The sequence below is a fragment of the Sphingomonas sp. CFBP 13728 genome, assembly GCF_014841895.1.
Lineage (GTDB): Bacteria > Pseudomonadota > Alphaproteobacteria > Sphingomonadales > Sphingomonadaceae > Sphingomonas.
Window position 1 is genome coordinate 867,647 of record NZ_JACYUS010000001.1, and the last position, 13,671, is coordinate 881,317.

At 65.7% G+C, this 13,671-nt stretch carries 17 protein-coding genes and 2 tRNA genes; 7 read left to right on the forward strand and 12 right to left on the reverse strand.

All coding sequences use genetic code 11. From position 1 onward, the window contains the following. Positions 1 to 19: 19 nt before the first annotated feature. A tRNA-Gly gene (locus IFT67_RS03710) sits at positions 20 to 93 on the reverse strand. Positions 94 to 223: 130 nt separating this feature from the next. Further along, positions 224 to 712 carry a MarR family transcriptional regulator gene (locus IFT67_RS03715; protein ID WP_192145080.1) on the reverse strand — a complete coding sequence of 163 codons (489 nt, stop codon included), beginning with the start codon at positions 710 to 712 and terminating at the stop codon, positions 224 to 226. 59 nt (positions 713 to 771) lie between these two features. On the opposite strand from IFT67_RS03715, the gene IFT67_RS03720 reads away from it, so the two are divergent. Beyond that, positions 772 to 1,881, forward strand: a complete 1,110-nt coding sequence (locus IFT67_RS03720; RefSeq protein ID WP_192145081.1) for a branched-chain amino acid aminotransferase — start codon at positions 772 to 774, stop codon at positions 1,879 to 1,881. Positions 1,882 to 1,933: 52 nt separating this feature from the next. Further along, positions 1,934 to 2,008, forward strand: a tRNA-Gln gene (locus IFT67_RS03725). 16 nt (positions 2,009 to 2,024) lie between these two features. On the opposite strand, the gene IFT67_RS03730 is transcribed toward IFT67_RS03725, so the two are convergent. From IFT67_RS03730 to IFT67_RS03750, 5 genes are all read right to left on the reverse strand, one after another. Further along, positions 2,025 to 2,828 (reverse strand): pyrroline-5-carboxylate reductase family protein, encoded by an 804-nt coding sequence (locus tag IFT67_RS03730; protein WP_192145082.1) that lies wholly within the window; start codon positions 2,826 to 2,828, stop codon positions 2,025 to 2,027. Next, on the reverse strand, positions 2,825 to 3,331 hold the full coding sequence (locus IFT67_RS03735; RefSeq protein WP_056062753.1) for a type III secretion system chaperone family protein: 507 nt from the start codon (positions 3,329 to 3,331) through the stop codon (positions 2,825 to 2,827). Before IFT67_RS03735 ends, IFT67_RS03730 begins: the two co-directional genes overlap by 4 nt. Before the next feature lie 97 nt (positions 3,332 to 3,428). Beyond that, entirely contained in the window at positions 3,429 to 3,716 is a 288-nt protein-coding gene (locus tag IFT67_RS03740; protein ID WP_192145083.1) for an accessory factor UbiK family protein, read from the reverse strand. A 51-nt stretch (positions 3,717 to 3,767) separates the two neighbouring features. Further along, a complete protein-coding gene (locus IFT67_RS03745; protein WP_192146443.1) occupies positions 3,768 to 4,286 on the reverse strand; it encodes a TspO/MBR family protein in 519 nt (172 codons plus the stop codon). A gap of 267 nt (positions 4,287 to 4,553) precedes the next feature. After that, positions 4,554 to 5,303 (reverse strand): TlyA family RNA methyltransferase, encoded by a 750-nt coding sequence (locus tag IFT67_RS03750; RefSeq protein WP_192145084.1) that lies wholly within the window; start codon positions 5,301 to 5,303, stop codon positions 4,554 to 4,556. Between the two features lie 185 nt (positions 5,304 to 5,488). Here IFT67_RS03750 and IFT67_RS03755 point away from each other — a divergent pair, with 185 nt between their 5' ends. Continuing rightward, positions 5,489 to 6,160, forward strand: a complete 672-nt coding sequence (locus tag IFT67_RS03755) for an RBBP9/YdeN family alpha/beta hydrolase (RefSeq protein ID WP_121885943.1) — start codon at positions 5,489 to 5,491, stop codon at positions 6,158 to 6,160. A gap of 142 nt (positions 6,161 to 6,302) precedes the next feature. On the opposite strand, the gene IFT67_RS03760 is transcribed toward IFT67_RS03755, so the two are convergent. Both IFT67_RS03760 and dxs read right to left on the reverse strand, forming a co-directional pair. Further along, a complete protein-coding gene (locus IFT67_RS03760; RefSeq protein ID WP_192145085.1) occupies positions 6,303 to 6,470 on the reverse strand; it encodes a hypothetical protein in 168 nt (55 codons plus the stop codon). Further along, positions 6,467 to 8,389 carry a 1-deoxy-D-xylulose-5-phosphate synthase gene (gene dxs / locus IFT67_RS03765; protein WP_056062743.1) on the reverse strand — a complete coding sequence of 641 codons (1,923 nt, stop codon included), beginning with the start codon at positions 8,387 to 8,389 and terminating at the stop codon, positions 6,467 to 6,469. Before dxs ends, IFT67_RS03760 begins: the two co-directional genes overlap by 4 nt. Positions 8,390 to 8,481: 92 nt before the next feature. On the opposite strand from dxs, the gene IFT67_RS03770 reads away from it, so the two are divergent. After that, on the forward strand, positions 8,482 to 9,012 hold the full coding sequence (locus tag IFT67_RS03770) for a GNAT family N-acetyltransferase (RefSeq protein ID WP_192145086.1): 531 nt from the start codon (positions 8,482 to 8,484) through the stop codon (positions 9,010 to 9,012). A 139-nt stretch (positions 9,013 to 9,151) separates the two neighbouring features. Here IFT67_RS03770 and IFT67_RS03775 read toward each other — a convergent pair whose 3' ends face one another. Together IFT67_RS03775 and IFT67_RS03780 are read right to left on the reverse strand one after the other, a co-directional pair. Then, positions 9,152 to 9,619, reverse strand: coding sequence for a Fur family transcriptional regulator (locus IFT67_RS03775; RefSeq protein ID WP_107961831.1), 468 nt, complete (start codon positions 9,617 to 9,619; stop codon positions 9,152 to 9,154). Positions 9,620 to 9,660: 41 nt separating this feature from the next. Continuing rightward, entirely contained in the window at positions 9,661 to 10,044 is a 384-nt protein-coding gene (locus tag IFT67_RS03780; RefSeq protein ID WP_192145087.1) for a MerC domain-containing protein, read from the reverse strand. Positions 10,045 to 10,352: 308 nt separating this feature from the next. Here IFT67_RS03780 and IFT67_RS03785 point away from each other — a divergent pair, with 308 nt between their 5' ends. The 3 genes from IFT67_RS03785 to rpsI all read left to right on the forward strand — a co-directional run bounded on the left by IFT67_RS03785 (position 10,353) and on the right by rpsI (position 12,566). Continuing rightward, positions 10,353 to 11,405, forward strand: a complete 1,053-nt coding sequence (locus tag IFT67_RS03785; RefSeq protein WP_192145088.1) for a COX15/CtaA family protein — start codon at positions 10,353 to 10,355, stop codon at positions 11,403 to 11,405. A gap of 124 nt (positions 11,406 to 11,529) precedes the next feature. After that, the gene (gene rplM, locus IFT67_RS03790; RefSeq protein WP_192145089.1) at positions 11,530 to 12,009 is read left to right on the forward strand and encodes a 50S ribosomal protein L13; all 480 of its coding nucleotides are present in this window, start codon (positions 11,530 to 11,532) and stop codon (positions 12,007 to 12,009) included. Continuing rightward, the gene (rpsI, locus tag IFT67_RS03795; protein ID WP_192145090.1) at positions 12,009 to 12,566 is read left to right on the forward strand and encodes a 30S ribosomal protein S9; all 558 of its coding nucleotides are present in this window, start codon (positions 12,009 to 12,011) and stop codon (positions 12,564 to 12,566) included. The genes rplM and rpsI overlap by 1 nt, the downstream gene beginning before the upstream one ends. 115 nt (positions 12,567 to 12,681) lie before the next feature. On the opposite strand, the gene IFT67_RS03800 is transcribed toward rpsI, so the two are convergent. Further along, positions 12,682 to 13,626: a polysaccharide deacetylase family protein gene (locus tag IFT67_RS03800; RefSeq protein ID WP_342450550.1), complete on the reverse strand. Its 945-nt coding sequence runs from the start codon at positions 13,624 to 13,626 to the stop codon at positions 12,682 to 12,684. Between the last annotated feature and the right edge of the window lie 45 nt (positions 13,627 to 13,671).

Below are 13,671 nucleotides of genomic sequence, written 5' to 3' on the forward strand. Positions count from 1 at the left end.
GGCGATGTCTGTCAATTTGTGGAGCGGGTGAAGGGAATCGAACCCTCGTCACTTGCTTGGGAAGCAAAAGCTCTACCATTGAGCTACACCCGCGAACGGCGATCTACGCCTGTCGGTCCGGGTCTTGCACCGGCTCTCGATGACCGGCCGAGTGCCACAGTCCTTGCGGCGGCGTCAACGCCAAATCGTCCCGTCGCCCCCCGCTTGCGCTCCCGCGAACCAGCTAACCGCGCAGGCCGAACACCTGCGAACGGTCGGCTTCGGGCACCAGTCCCTCGAGCACCGCCCAGAACCCCGATACCGCGCTCTGCCCTGCACTCGCATAGGCCTCCGCCATCCGGATTCGCGCGGCCTCGAACAGCTCGCGCTCCATGATCGAGCCTTCCGCCGTGAGCCGCAGCAACCGCTGCCGCCGATCGCGCTCGCCCGGTCGCGTCTCGACCAGCTTGCGATCCGCCAGTTCGTTCAGCACGCGTCCCAGCGACTGTTTGGTGATCGCCAGCAGCGACAGCAGTTCGCTCACCGTCATGTCGGGCTTTCGCGCGATGAAATACAGCGCGCGGTGGTGCGCCCGCCCCAGCCCCTCTTCGGCAAGCCCCTGGTCGATCGACCGGGTCAGGTGGCTATAGCCGAAATAGAGGAGCTCCATGCCGCGGCGAAGTTCGGGTTCGCGGAGGAACAGGGGTGAGGCAGGCGACGCTGTGGCAGACATGTTGACCGGTTTAGACATCGCCCGTAGTCGTCGGCAACCCGCCACGAGAGAGAATTTCGATGTCCGCTCCAGCTTTTACGTCGCCCTCCGCCTTTCGGCACGAACCGAATGCGACGCCGGTCGCGGCGAACGAGCGTGCGAAGCAGCTGATCGATCCGGGATTCGGGCGAGTCTTCACCGATCACATGGCGATGATCCGCTATAGCGACGCCGAGGGCTGGCACGACGCGCGCATCACCGCACGCGCGCCGCTGACGATCGATCCGGCGTCGTCCGTGCTGCATTACGCGCAGGAGATCTTCGAGGGGATGAAGGCGTATCGGCTTGCCGACGGCGGCACCGCGCTGTTCCGTCCCGAGGCGAATGCGCGCCGCTTCCAGGATTCGGCGCGCCGGCTCGCAATGCCCGAACTCCCGACCGAACTGTTCCTCGAATCGGTCGAGCGGCTGGTCAAGACCGATGCGAACTGGATCCCGGAGAGCGACGGCGGCGCGCTGTACCTGCGGCCGTTCATGTTCGCGAGCGAAGTGTTCCTCGGCGTGAAGCCGTCCTCCGAATATCTGTACATGGTGCTCGCCTCGTCGGTCGGCGCGTATTTCAAGGGCGGCGCCCCCACCGTCTCGATCTGGGTGAGCCAGCAATACACGCGGGCAGCACAGGGCGGCACCGGCGCGGCAAAGTGCGGCGGCAACTACGCGGCCAGCCTGCTTGCGCAGTCCGAGGCGATCCGCAACGGCTGCGACCAGGTCGTCTTCCTCGATGCGGCCGAGCGGCGCTGGGTCGAGGAACTTGGCGGCATGAACATCTTCTTCGTGTTCGACGACGGCAGCATGGCGACCCCTGCCCTCACCGGCACGATCCTGCCCGGCATCACGCGCGACTCGATCCTGACGCTCGCCCGCGCGAATGGCATTACGGTCCGCGAGGAAGGCTATACGATCGACCAGTGGCGCGCCGATGCGGCGAGTGGCCGGCTGGTCGAGGCGTTCGCCTGCGGCACTGCGGCAGTGGTGACGCCGATCGGTACGGTGGCGAGCCCCGAAGGCCGCTTCACGGTCGGTGACGGCGCTCCGGGTGCGCTGACGATGCGGATGCGCGATGCGCTCGTGTCGATCCAGCGCGGCACTGCGCCCGACGAGAACAACTGGCTGCGCCATCTCGCAGATTGACGTCCGCAAGGGCTTTTCACCGGCCGCTGCCCCGCTATAAGGCCGCCTCTGTTGGGGCGTCGCCAAGTGGTAAGGCAGCGGCTTTTGATGCCGCCATGCGCAGGTTCGAACCCTGCCGCCCCAGCCAACTTCCTAAAATCGATCTAGCGCGCCGCGGCGGCCATCTCGGCGTTGCGGCGTTCGGACGCGGCCAGCGTCGCCGTCAGCAGCGCGACCAGTGCGTCGTCGCGGTCGAGCACGTTCAGGCCTTCGCGGGTCGATCCACCGGGGCTGGCGACACGGTCGGCCAGCACCGCGGGCGAGACGTCCGCCTCGGCGGCCATGATCGCGGAGCCTTCCAGCGTGGCGATGGCGAGACGCGCGGACTGGTCGGCCGGCAGGCCGAGTGCCGCCCCCGCCTTGGCGAGCGCGTCGGCGAAACGGAACACGAAACCCGGACCGCACCCTGCAAGGGCCGTAACCGCGTCGAAATGCGCTTCGTCGGCGATCCATTCGTAATGACCGAGCGGGGCTGCGAAGGCCTCTGCCGCCGCGATCGCCTCGTCGGACGCCCCAGCGGTGTAGAGCGAGGTCACGCCCTTGCCGATCGCGACCGGGAGGTTGGGCATCGCGCGGACGATCGTGTCTGCGGCGAACCGCTGCACGAGCGCTGCATGATCGACACCCGCGAGGATCGACAGGAGCAGCTTGGGAGTTCCGCTGAGCGACGCCAGCAACACCTGCGCGGCATCGATCTGCTGAGGCTTGAGCGCGAGCATTACGGTTGCGGGGGCATCTTCGTCAGGCAGTATGGTCAACGAGCGGACGCCGTCGGGCGCCCCCTGCCCGCTCCGCGTGATGACCGTCACCGTCGCCGGATCGAGCCCGGCGGCGATCCAACGCCGCAGCATCGCGCCGCCCATGTTGCCGCAGCCGATCAGCCACAGCGGACCTGCGGGAAAGCTCATGCCTCGCCGTGCGTTTCGATCAGTGCCGCGGCGATCGCTTCCTTGGGGCTTTTTCCACCCCACAGCACGAACTGGAACACGGGATAGAAGCGCTCGCACTCCTCGATCGCCGATTCGACCAGCAGTTCCGCCGCGTCGAGCGACATCGTGCCGTCATCGCCGCCGTCGACCATCGCCGCGTGCCGGAACAGCAGGATGCCGCTCGAAGACCAGAGTTCGAAATGGCCGATCCAGAGCTGTTCGTTGACCAGCCCGATCGTCTCGTACACCGCCTGACGGCGTTCGTCGGGCACCTTGATGTCGGGAAAAGCGAGGAATTGCAGGACGCTATCGTCGTCGCGCCACAGCGCGCGCAGCTCGTAGGTCGCCCAGCTTCCCTTGACGGTCGCGACGATCTCGTCGTCGTGACGCTCATGCTCCCAGCCATGCGCGGCGTAGTAGCTCTCGAGCATGTCGATCGGGGCGGCGTCTTCGTGGTCGTGGTCGGCGTGTTCAAGCATCATAGGGTCCTGGCGGTCCTTATCGCACGACAAAGGGTGCCGAGGCAAAAACGCCCCGGCAACCCCATCGGCCCCAATTCTGCGGAAAACTGTGGAAAAGTCAGTCGACCGACGCCCCGGTCGGCGTACTTACTGTCGATTGTGCGGAAAACCTTGCTTCGAGCGCATCGAGCCGGGCCTTCAACGCATCGTTCTCGTCGCGGGCAGTCGAGGCCATCGCCTTCACGGCATCGAACTCTTCACGGCTGACGAAGTCGAGTCCGCCGAGCCATTCGCGCGCGCGCTCCCGCGCGCCCGAACCGGCTTCGCGACCGACGCCCGCAAGCGTACCGGCAGCACCGTTCAAGACCTTGACGATATCGTCGAACACGCGGTTTTCGGACTGCATTGCTTCAAAATCCCAAAGACTGTCGCAGTGACTGATACAGTGACTGCTGCGTCACAGCATTTGGGACGTATGCGGCGCGGGTGCAAGGCTTTCGGCATCGGGGTTCAACTGCCCGATGCTGAACGCGAGCACGCCGGCGAAGCTGATCCACACCATGTACGGCACCATCAGCCACGCCGCGGCGGGGCGGATGCGCGCGAATACGAAGGTCGCGGCGATCGACAGCGCCAGCATCGCGACGATCACCACTACCGACAGCCCGATCCTGTGCGCGCCGAAGAACATCGGCGTCCAGGCGAGATTGAGCAGGAACTGGCCGACGAACAGAGCGACGGCCAGTCCGCGCAACCGAGCGCCCCGTGCGTTGAGGATCATCGCGAGCGCGAGGCCAATCAGGATGTAAAGCGTTGTCCAGACGACCGGGAACACCCAGCCCGGCGGGTTCAGCGCGGGCTTGGCGAGCGCCATGTACCAGGCATTCTCGCTGCCGACGCTGACCGACCGGCCGGACAGGAAGCCCAGCAACAGGATCAGGGGCACGGTCACGACCGCCCAGCGGAGGAACGACATCCTCAACTGGCCCTTCGAAGCGATACCGCCCACACAAATCCTTCCGTCTTTACGCGGCTCGTCCTGCCGCGCATTTACCGTTCGGTAAACCGTGCTCCAGCAAGAATCGTTCCGCTAGTGGTTCATTCCGGCACGGTGCCTCCCCACGCCGTCATCCTGACGAAAGTCAGGACCCAGGGTACCGCGCGCGCCCTACGTGGCTCTGGGCCCTGACTTTCGTCAGGATGACGGAGGTGATTGGGCTCCGCTTGGCACGTCCGATAGCCGCTATTCAGAAGCCGGCCGCCCATGCAAAGCAGCAATCAGGAACTCGACGTTACCCTCAGGTCCCGTGATCGGGCTCTCGACCACGCCGACCACGCTCCACCCCTGTCCCGTCAACCACGCCGCGACCTCGTCGCAGACGCGCTGGTGGATGGCGGTATCGCGGACGACACCGCCCTTCCCCACTTCGCCGCGCCCCGCCTCGAACTGCGGCTTCACCAGCGCCATCAGCCGCGCGTCGGGCTTGGCAAAGGACATCGGCCGCTCCAGCACCTTGGCCAAGCCAATGAAGCTCGCATCGCAGACGATCAGGTCGATCGGCTCCGGGATATGCGCGGGCGTGAGAATCCGCGCGCTGGTCTGTTCGTGGACGATGACGCGCTCATCCTGCCGGAGCGACCAGGCAAGCTGGTTCGTCCCGCTGTCGACCGCGTAGACCTTCGCCGCGCCGTTCTTCAGCATGACGTCGGTAAAGCCGCCGGTCGATGAACCGACGTCAATCGCCACCGCGCCGGTCACGTCCCAACCAAAATGCGCAAGGCCGTGCGCCAGCTTGATCCCGCCGCGCGAAACCCAGGGGTGATCGCGACCGCGCACATCGAGTTGCACGTCGTCCGCAAGCGTCTGCCCCGGCTTGTCGACCTTCTTCGTCCCCGCGAACACGAGGCCCGCCATGATCAGCGCCTGCGCGCGCGTCCGCGACTCGACCAGTCCCCTGTCGACCAGCATCTGGTCTGCACGTACCTTCACCATCCGCCCGCTATCGCCGTCCGATCCGATTGCCGCAAGCTGCCTTCCTTTCGCCGCAATGCCATTGCCTACCGAACGGGTAGGATTATCTTGAGCGCATGGGATCGGGACCGGATGGCGTGCCCTAGAGCGTCCTTCGGCTACGCTCCCGACCTCGAAGAACGAGGTTTTGGAGAAGGAGAAGCGCTGTGGGTTCTTTCGCACCGTATGATTCCGTCCAGCCGACGATCCTGACCGTGCCCGGCCTTGGTGGATCGGGGCCTTCGCACTGGCAGACGTTATGGGAAGAGGCGCGGCCCGACACGGTGCGCGTCGAGCTCGGCATGTGGAACACGCCGCACCGCAACGCTTGGGTGACGCGGCTCGACGAAGCGATCCGGCAGGCACAGGCACCGGTGATCCTCGCTGCGCACAGTCTCGGGTGCCTCGCAGTGGCATGGTGGGCCGAACTCAGCCCGCAGCCTTATGGCTGGCCGGTAGCCGGCGCGCTCCTCGTGGCGCCGGCGGACGTCGATCGCGGCGGCGCGCAGGCCGAACTGAAAGGCTTCTCGCCGACGCCGCGCACGCCCCTGCCATTCCCGTCGATAGTGGTGGCGAGCAGCGACGACCCCTGGGTCACGCCCGAGCGTGCGCACAGCATGGCGGCGGACTGGGGCAGCCACTTCGTCGATGCCGGGCCGCAGGGGCATCTGAATGCCGCAAGCGGGATCGGCTGGTGGCGTGAAGGACAAGATTTGCTCGACCGGGTCATCGCGGCGAGTGGCGATGGTCGGGGGCAGGCTCTACCGCCAAGTAAAGCGCGGTCGATCCTTGCGGTAAGCGCGACCGATGCCGCGCAGACGCATTATCTGGGTGGGTGACGCCCCCCAAACGATACACCACCCCGGCGAAGGCCGGGGCCCAATTGATGAGGTCATAGTAACGGAGGACCGCGCTTCGTTATCAACGCTTGCCAATTGGGCCCCGGCCTTCGCCGGGGTGGTGCCTGCCTACAACGCCAGCTTAGGAAATCCGCGAACCGTCCTCATCAAACAGCTCAGGGTTCGCCGCCTGCTCAGCTTTCGCCGCCGCCAAGCCACCCCTCATCCGCCGCCACATCGCAATATTCAACGACACCATCACGACCACCGCCAGCGCAATGATCACAAGACCCTTGGTCGGCCCGGTCATGCGCGCGCTTCGGCGACCCCGCCCGAATTGTGACGGAGCGCCTTGAGCACGGTATCAACCAACGCGGTCGCGTCGAGCCCGGCTTCAGCATACTGGACTTCGGGCTTGTCCTGATCCTGGTACACGTCGGGCAGACGCAGCGTACGCAGCTTGAGCCCACCGTCGATCAAGCCCTCGTCAGACGCCATCGTCAGCACATGCGCACCAAAGCCACCAACCGAGTTCTCCTCGATCGTCACCGCGACTTCGTGCGTGGTGAGCAGCTTGCGGATCAGATCGACGTCGAGCGGCTTGGCGAAGCGTAGATCGGCGACCGTGGTCGACAAGCCCTTGGCCTCGAGAACCTCGGCGGCCTTGAGCGCCTCCTCGAGACGCGTGCCGAGCGACAAAATCGCGATCTTCTTGCCCTCGCGCACGACACGGCCCTTGCCGATCTCCAGCAGTTGCGGAGTCTCGGGCAGCGCAACGCCGGTACCGTTGCCGCGCGGATAGCGCACAGCAATCGGGCCGGTGTCGTACTGCGCCGCGGTGTGCGTCATGTGGACGAGCTCGGCCTCGTCCGCCGCCGCCATCACGACGAAGTTCGGCAGCGTCGCGAGGTACGTAACGTCGAACGAGCCGGCATGAGTCGCACCATCCGCACCGACCAGCCCCGCGCGGTCGATCGCGAAACGGACCGGCAGGTTCTGGATCGCCACGTCATGCACGACCTGATCGTACGCACGCTGAAGGAACGTCGAGTAGATCGCGCAGAACGGACGCATCCCCTGCGCAGCCAGACCGGCCGCGAAGGTGACGCCATGCTGTTCGGCGATGCCGACGTCGAAGAACCGGTCGGGATACGCCTTGGCGAACGCATCGAGCCCGGTGCCCGATGGCATTGCCGCGGTGATCGCGCAGATCCGCGGGTCCTTGGCGGCCTCGGCGACGAGCTGCGCGCCGAACACGTTCTGGTATTGCGGCGGTCCCGGCGGCGCCTTGGTCTGCACGCCCGAGATCACGTCGAACTTCTGAACGCCGTGATACTTGTCCGCGGCAGCCTCGGCGGGGCCGTAGCCCTTGCCCTTCTTGGTAACGACGTGGACGAGGATCGGGCCCTCCTCAGCATCGCGGACATTCTCGAGCACGGGGATCAGATGTTCGAGATTATGACCGTCGATCGGGCCGACATAATAAAAGCCCAATTCCTCGAACAGCGTCCCGCCCATCGTCATGCCGCGCGCGAACTCGTCGGTCTTGCGCATCCCGCTCGCGATCGGCCGTGGCAGCCGCTTGGCGAGTTTCCGTGCCAGATCACGGAAGCCTAGGAACTCGCGACTCGACACGATGCGGCTGAGATAGGCCGAGAGACCACCGACCGGCGGGGCGATCGACATGTCATTATCGTTGAGGATCACGACCAGCCGGTTGCCCGCCTGCGCGGCGTTGTTCATCGCCTCGTACGCCATGCCCGCGGACATCGCGCCGTCGCCGATCACCGCGATGCCCTTGCCGGGCGTGCCGGCAATCTTGTTGGCGATCGCAAATCCCAGCGCTGCCGAGATCGACGTCGACGAATGTGCCGCGCCGAACGGGTCGTATTCGCTTTCGCTACGCTTGGTGAAGCCGCTGAGCCCCCCGCCCTGGCGCAGCGTGCGAATCCGGTCGCGGCGTCCGGTGAGAATCTTGTGCGGATAACACTGGTGGCCGACGTCCCACACCAACCGGTCGCGCGGGGTATCGAAGACATAGTGGATCGCGGTGGTCAGCTCGACCACGCCGAGCCCCGAGCCGAGATGCCCGCCGGTGGTGCCGACCGCGGAAATCGTCTCGGTACGCAGTTCGTCGGCGAGTTGGCGGAGCTGGTCCGGGCGCAGCTTGCGGAGGTCGTCGGGCGTCGAAACGGTGTCGAGCAGCGGTGTCGAGGGAAGGTCGGCCATCGGACGGGCTTAATGCAGCGCGCGTATCGTGTCGATTGTTACCGTGTCCTGAGCTAGCATTCGCACTGGAATCGCTCGGAAAGTGCACAAATATGAACTTTACGCACCGCGTTGCCGTAGCAGCGGATATTCCGGCGATCTCGGCGCTGATGGCCCGTTCGATCGGCGCCTTGCAGGGGGACTTCCTCACGCCGGCGCAGGTCGAGGCAAGCCGCGCGGTGATGGGGCTCGATACGCAGCTGATCGCGGACGGGACGTATCTGCTGGTCGAGGCGGACGGTCGGCTGGCCGGCTGTGGCGGGTGGAGTCGGCGGGCGACGCTGTATGGCGGCGATCACAGCACGGGGTTGCGCGATGCGGCGTTGCTCGATCCGGTGCGCGACGCGGCACGGATACGGGCAATGTATACCGATCCGAATTTTACGCGGCGGGGTGTCGGGCGGCTGGTGTTGTCGGTTTGCGAGGCTGCAGCGCGAGAGGCCGGGTTTGCGCGGGCGGAAATGATGGCGACGCTGGCCGGAGAGCCGCTCTACCGTGCCTGCGGGTATCTGCCGATCGAGCGGATCGAGACGCCGGGCGAGGTCCCGGTGCCGATGATCCGGATGGGGAAGACGCTGGGGTAAATCTGATCCTCCCCCGCCAGGGGGAGGTGGCACCGAAGGTGACGGAGGGGGAGGACACGAAGCGGAGATTGCCCTTTCCTCCCCCTCCGACTGGCAAGCGCCAGCCACTTCCCCCTGGCGGGGGAGGATTGCGCGATGGCTACTTAGCCTCGCAGTCCGCACATCGCCCGCGGACTTCGATCACCGGGCGGACCGGGGAGAATCCTGCCGCCTCCGCCGCGTTCCGCACACCCTTCGTGATCGTGTCGTTATCGAGATGCGTGGTCTGGCCGCACGAGTCGCAGACCAGGAAGATACAATCGTGCAGACAATCCGGGTGCGCGTTAGCAACATAGGCGTTCGCGCTCTCGACTCGCCGCGCAAGGTTGGCACCGACGAACAGGTCGAGGATGCGGTACACGCTGTTCGCCGCAACCCGGCGACCTTCGGCTTTCGAGACGGCCTCGGCAATGTCGTAGGCCGATGCCGGCTTCTCGAAGCTGGCGAGTGCGGCGAAAACGCTGGCGCGCATCGTCGTCCATTGCTCGCCAGCCTTTTCGAGCGTCGTCTGTGCTGCGACGGTGAGATCGGCGCCCTGCGGTTCGGTGTGGTTGTGAGCGTGCGCCATGCTGGGTGAAGTAGGATGCCGGAACAGTTCCAGCAACCCGCTCAGCTTTCCGCGCGGCGGTTGAGATCATGGCCGAACGCGAGCAGCCCGACGCCGACGATCGTCCACAACGTCTCGCCGCTGCCGCTGTCGTGCGGCAGCGTCATCGCGCCCGCCATGATGCCGAGCCCGAGCGCGCCCATCGCGGCAGGCATCATATAGCCGTGGTTCAGCACGCCGCGGCCGAGCGCGAGTGCGCCCAGGCCGATCGCGATCGTCAGGCCCACTTCGTGGAACATCGGATCGAGCAGGAACCCGCCCGCGGTCGACATCAGCGCAACCAGCACGGAGGTTGCCAGGCAATGCACCATGCACAGGCCCGACAGCCCGATCGCGTAGCGATCGAGCCCGGCGAAGCGGTGGGTATGCGTGGCCGAGGGCGTCATCGTTCAACGGATATAGATGGGCGGCTGAAAGGATACAACATTACATTGCAGATTTTCTTTGGGGGTTGCCGTCGGTTCCAAGGATAGCTTCGGGACCTGCGAGGCCCGGAGGTTAGGAACGCCACGCCCCCCTGCTTGTTTCCCCGCGAAGGCAGGGACCCAGTCTGGACTCCCGGCTTCTCGGGAGAACAAGGAAGTAGCGTGCTTCGGTAGCCAGTCCAGCTTCTGCGAACTACCCCCAGCAACATGAAGCAACGGCGCACCACGAACCGATGGCGCCCCGCCCCGCAAACCACTATCTCATCCCCATGCTTCAACCCAGCGCCGCCTTTCTCACCAAAGCCCGTCCTCGCTCCGTCGCCTTGTGGCTGTTCACGGTCGCCGGCCTGATCGTCGCGATGGTTGTCATCGGCGGGATCACGCGGCTGACCGAGTCGGGGCTGTCGATCACGCAGTGGAAGCCGATCAGCGGGATCATCCCACCGCTCAACGACGCACAGTGGCAGGCCGAGTTCGACGCTTACAAGCGCATCCCCGAATACGCCGCGTTCAACGCCGACATGACGGTCGGCGGGTTCAAGGCAATCTTCTTCTGGGAATATCTGCATCGGCTATGGGGCCGCGTGATCGGTCTTGTGTTCGCAGTGCCGCTGATCTGGTTCGCGGTGCGCAAGTGTATCCCGGTCGGCTATGGCTGGCGGCTGTCGGCGCTCCTCGCACTGGGCGCGTTCCAGGGCGCGATCGGCTGGTGGATGGTCGCCTCCGGACTGTCGGTGCGGACCGACGTCAGCCACATCCGACTCGCCGTCCACCTGCTGACAGCACTGACGATTCTCGCCGGGATCGTGTGGACCGCACTCGACCTGATGGCGCTGCACCGCAACCCGCTCGCCGTCCCTGCCCGCCTCGCGCCGGTCGCGATCCTCGCGCTGGCGCTGCTGTTCGTCCAGCTCGTCTATGGCGCGTTCACCGCCGGTCTCGATGCTGGGTATGCCTTTGCGAGCTGGCCGCTGATGGGCGACGGGCTGTTCCCGGCCGACGTACCGATGGTCAATCCCGCCTGGAGCAACGCGGTCGACAACCCGATCGTCGTCCAGTTCATCCACCGCTGGTTCGCGTTCGCCGCCGCCGCCGGACTTATCTGGCTGGCGATCAAGGCGACCAAGACGGGCAGCAGCGCGGGGTTCTTCGTTGTGGGACTCGTCACGCTCCAGATCATGCTTGGCATCGCCACGCTGATGACCGGCGTGCAAATCGACGTCGCGGTCGCACACCAGGGCAACGCCGCGCTGCTCCTGATCGCGGCGATGTTCGCCGCGCACGCAGTCGGCACAGCGCCCCGCCTGAAGCAGCGGGTATAATAATACCCGTCAGGAAACCGGCGGAAAGCTTGACTTGAAGCCCTCCTTTCAGCATTAGGCCGGCATTCGCGCTGTGGGGCCTCCCCTTGGTGCGCTTGCATTCAATCTGGAAGGTCTAACGCCCATGAAGGCGCTAATGAAGACCACCAAGTCGGCAAAGCCGGCAGAGGTGGACAAGCAGTGGCATATCGTCGACGCGGAAGGTCTCGTCGTCGGCCGTGCCGCATCGATCATCGCCAACGTCCTGCGCGGCAAGCACAAGGTGTCGTTCACCCCGCATGTCGATTGCGGTGACAACGTCGTCGTGATCAACGCCGACAAGATCCGCTTCACCGGCAACAAGGCCGCGAAGAAGATCTATTACAAGCACACCGGTTACGCCGGCGGCATCAAGGGCATCACGGCCGCCAAGGTCCTCGACGGCCGCTTCCCGGAGCGCGTTCTCGAAAAGGCCGTTGAGCGCATGATCCCGCGCGGCCCGTTGGGTCGTGAGCAGATGCGCAACCTGCGTATCTTCAAGGGTAGCGAGCACCCGCACGAGGCGCAGAACCCAGAGGTTCTCGATATCGGCAGCATGAACCGCAAGAACAAGGTGGGCGCATAATGTCCGACAACCGCCAGTCGCTCTCCGATCTCGCGAGCCTGACCAACCAGCCTGCACCGGCTGCCCCTGCCGCCCAGACGCTGCCGACCAGCGAAGGCGACATCGAAGCACCGGTCTCGAACGAGCCCGTCCGCGAGCCGATGCCGCTGCGCGAGCAGATCCTCGACAAGCAGGGCCGCGCCTATGCGACCGGTCGTCGCAAGGACGCCGTCGCGCGCGTCTGGGTCAAGCCCGGCACCGGCAAGATCACGATCAACGGTCGTGACCAGGAAGTGTATTTCGCACGTCCGACGCTGCGTCTCGTCATCAACCAGGTGTTCGGGATCACCGAGCGCGAAGGTCAGTACGACGTCGTCTGCACCGTCAAGGGCGGTGGCCTTTCGGGCCAGGCCGGCGCGGTCAAGCACGGCATCAGCCAGGCACTGACCCGCTTTGAGCCGGTGCTGCGCGCATCGGTGAAGGCAGCAGGCTTCCTGACCCGCGATAGCCGCGTCGTCGAGCGCAAGAAGTACGGCAAGGCGAAGGCCCGTCGTAGCTTCCAGTTCTCGAAGCGCTAATCTCGCTTTCAGTATTGCTTACCAAGAGGGCGGTCCGGCAACGGGCCGCCCTTTCTGGTTTGAGGCGTTCGTGCACCGCGCATAGGCCGAACTGCGGTTCCGGCGGACGACGAACCTATCCGAGCGCGGCGATGATTTCGTCGAGCGACGCGTTGCGAATCCCGCGGCGGTCCAGTTCGTCGAGCATCGCCGTCCACCACGCGTGAAAGCGTTTCAGGTCGGCGGCATCGCGAACATAGGGCGTGTGGCCGGGGGCTAGCGATGGCGAATGGAACGAGAGGTTCAGCAACCGAAGCCCCTCGCCGGCCGCAACCGCGACGGCTTCGAGCGCGGCCTCGATCGGCATGTCCTCCGGGGTCAACGCGACCCGCGACAGCAGGCCGGCGCGAGCGAACAGTCCCCTGCCCTTCGGCAGATGCCCGAGCACATTATACAGCCTGTCCCCGCCTCGCCGTGCGTAGCCGGTGAAGATGGTAGTCAACGGCAGTTCGACGATGCGACCGTCGCGGTAAGCATGCGCGTCGGCCCGCGAGAAATCCGGACCGCCGTCCGCGCGGTAATCATAGCCCGGTCGGATCGAGCTATCGATCCGGTAGCCAAGCGCCGACAGCAGTGCGAAAGTCCGTGGACCTATGCCGTAGCGGCCGGCGCGATACGCACGTGGCGCGCGGCCGAACGCGGTCGTTATCGCCTTGCTGAGCGTATCGAGTTTGGCGGCTTCGAGCGCGCCCGGCAGGTTGCCGGCGTAGCTAGCCTCCGGTGTCGCATCCTCCTCGAACGGTGGATTGACCCAGGCGTGCAGCTGCGTGCCGATCTCGGATCGCCCATCCTCGACGACCCGTTTCAGGATCTCGACCGCGGCCGGATCGGTAGCGATCGGGTGGTCGACCATGCAGGCCAGGGCGACGCCGCGCTCGGCGAAGCGGCGATGCGCGTCGGGAAATGCCGTCATCGCGGTCGTCGCGCGGTTGCGCGTGTCCAGTGGCGCGCGCCAGTCGAACTCCTCCTCCACGTCGACGAAGACGGTGAAGCGCGTACCGAAATCGTCGGGCCACGCCACGCGTTGCGAAAGCCGAGGCCGCGGCGGTCGATACGCGCGGTCGGC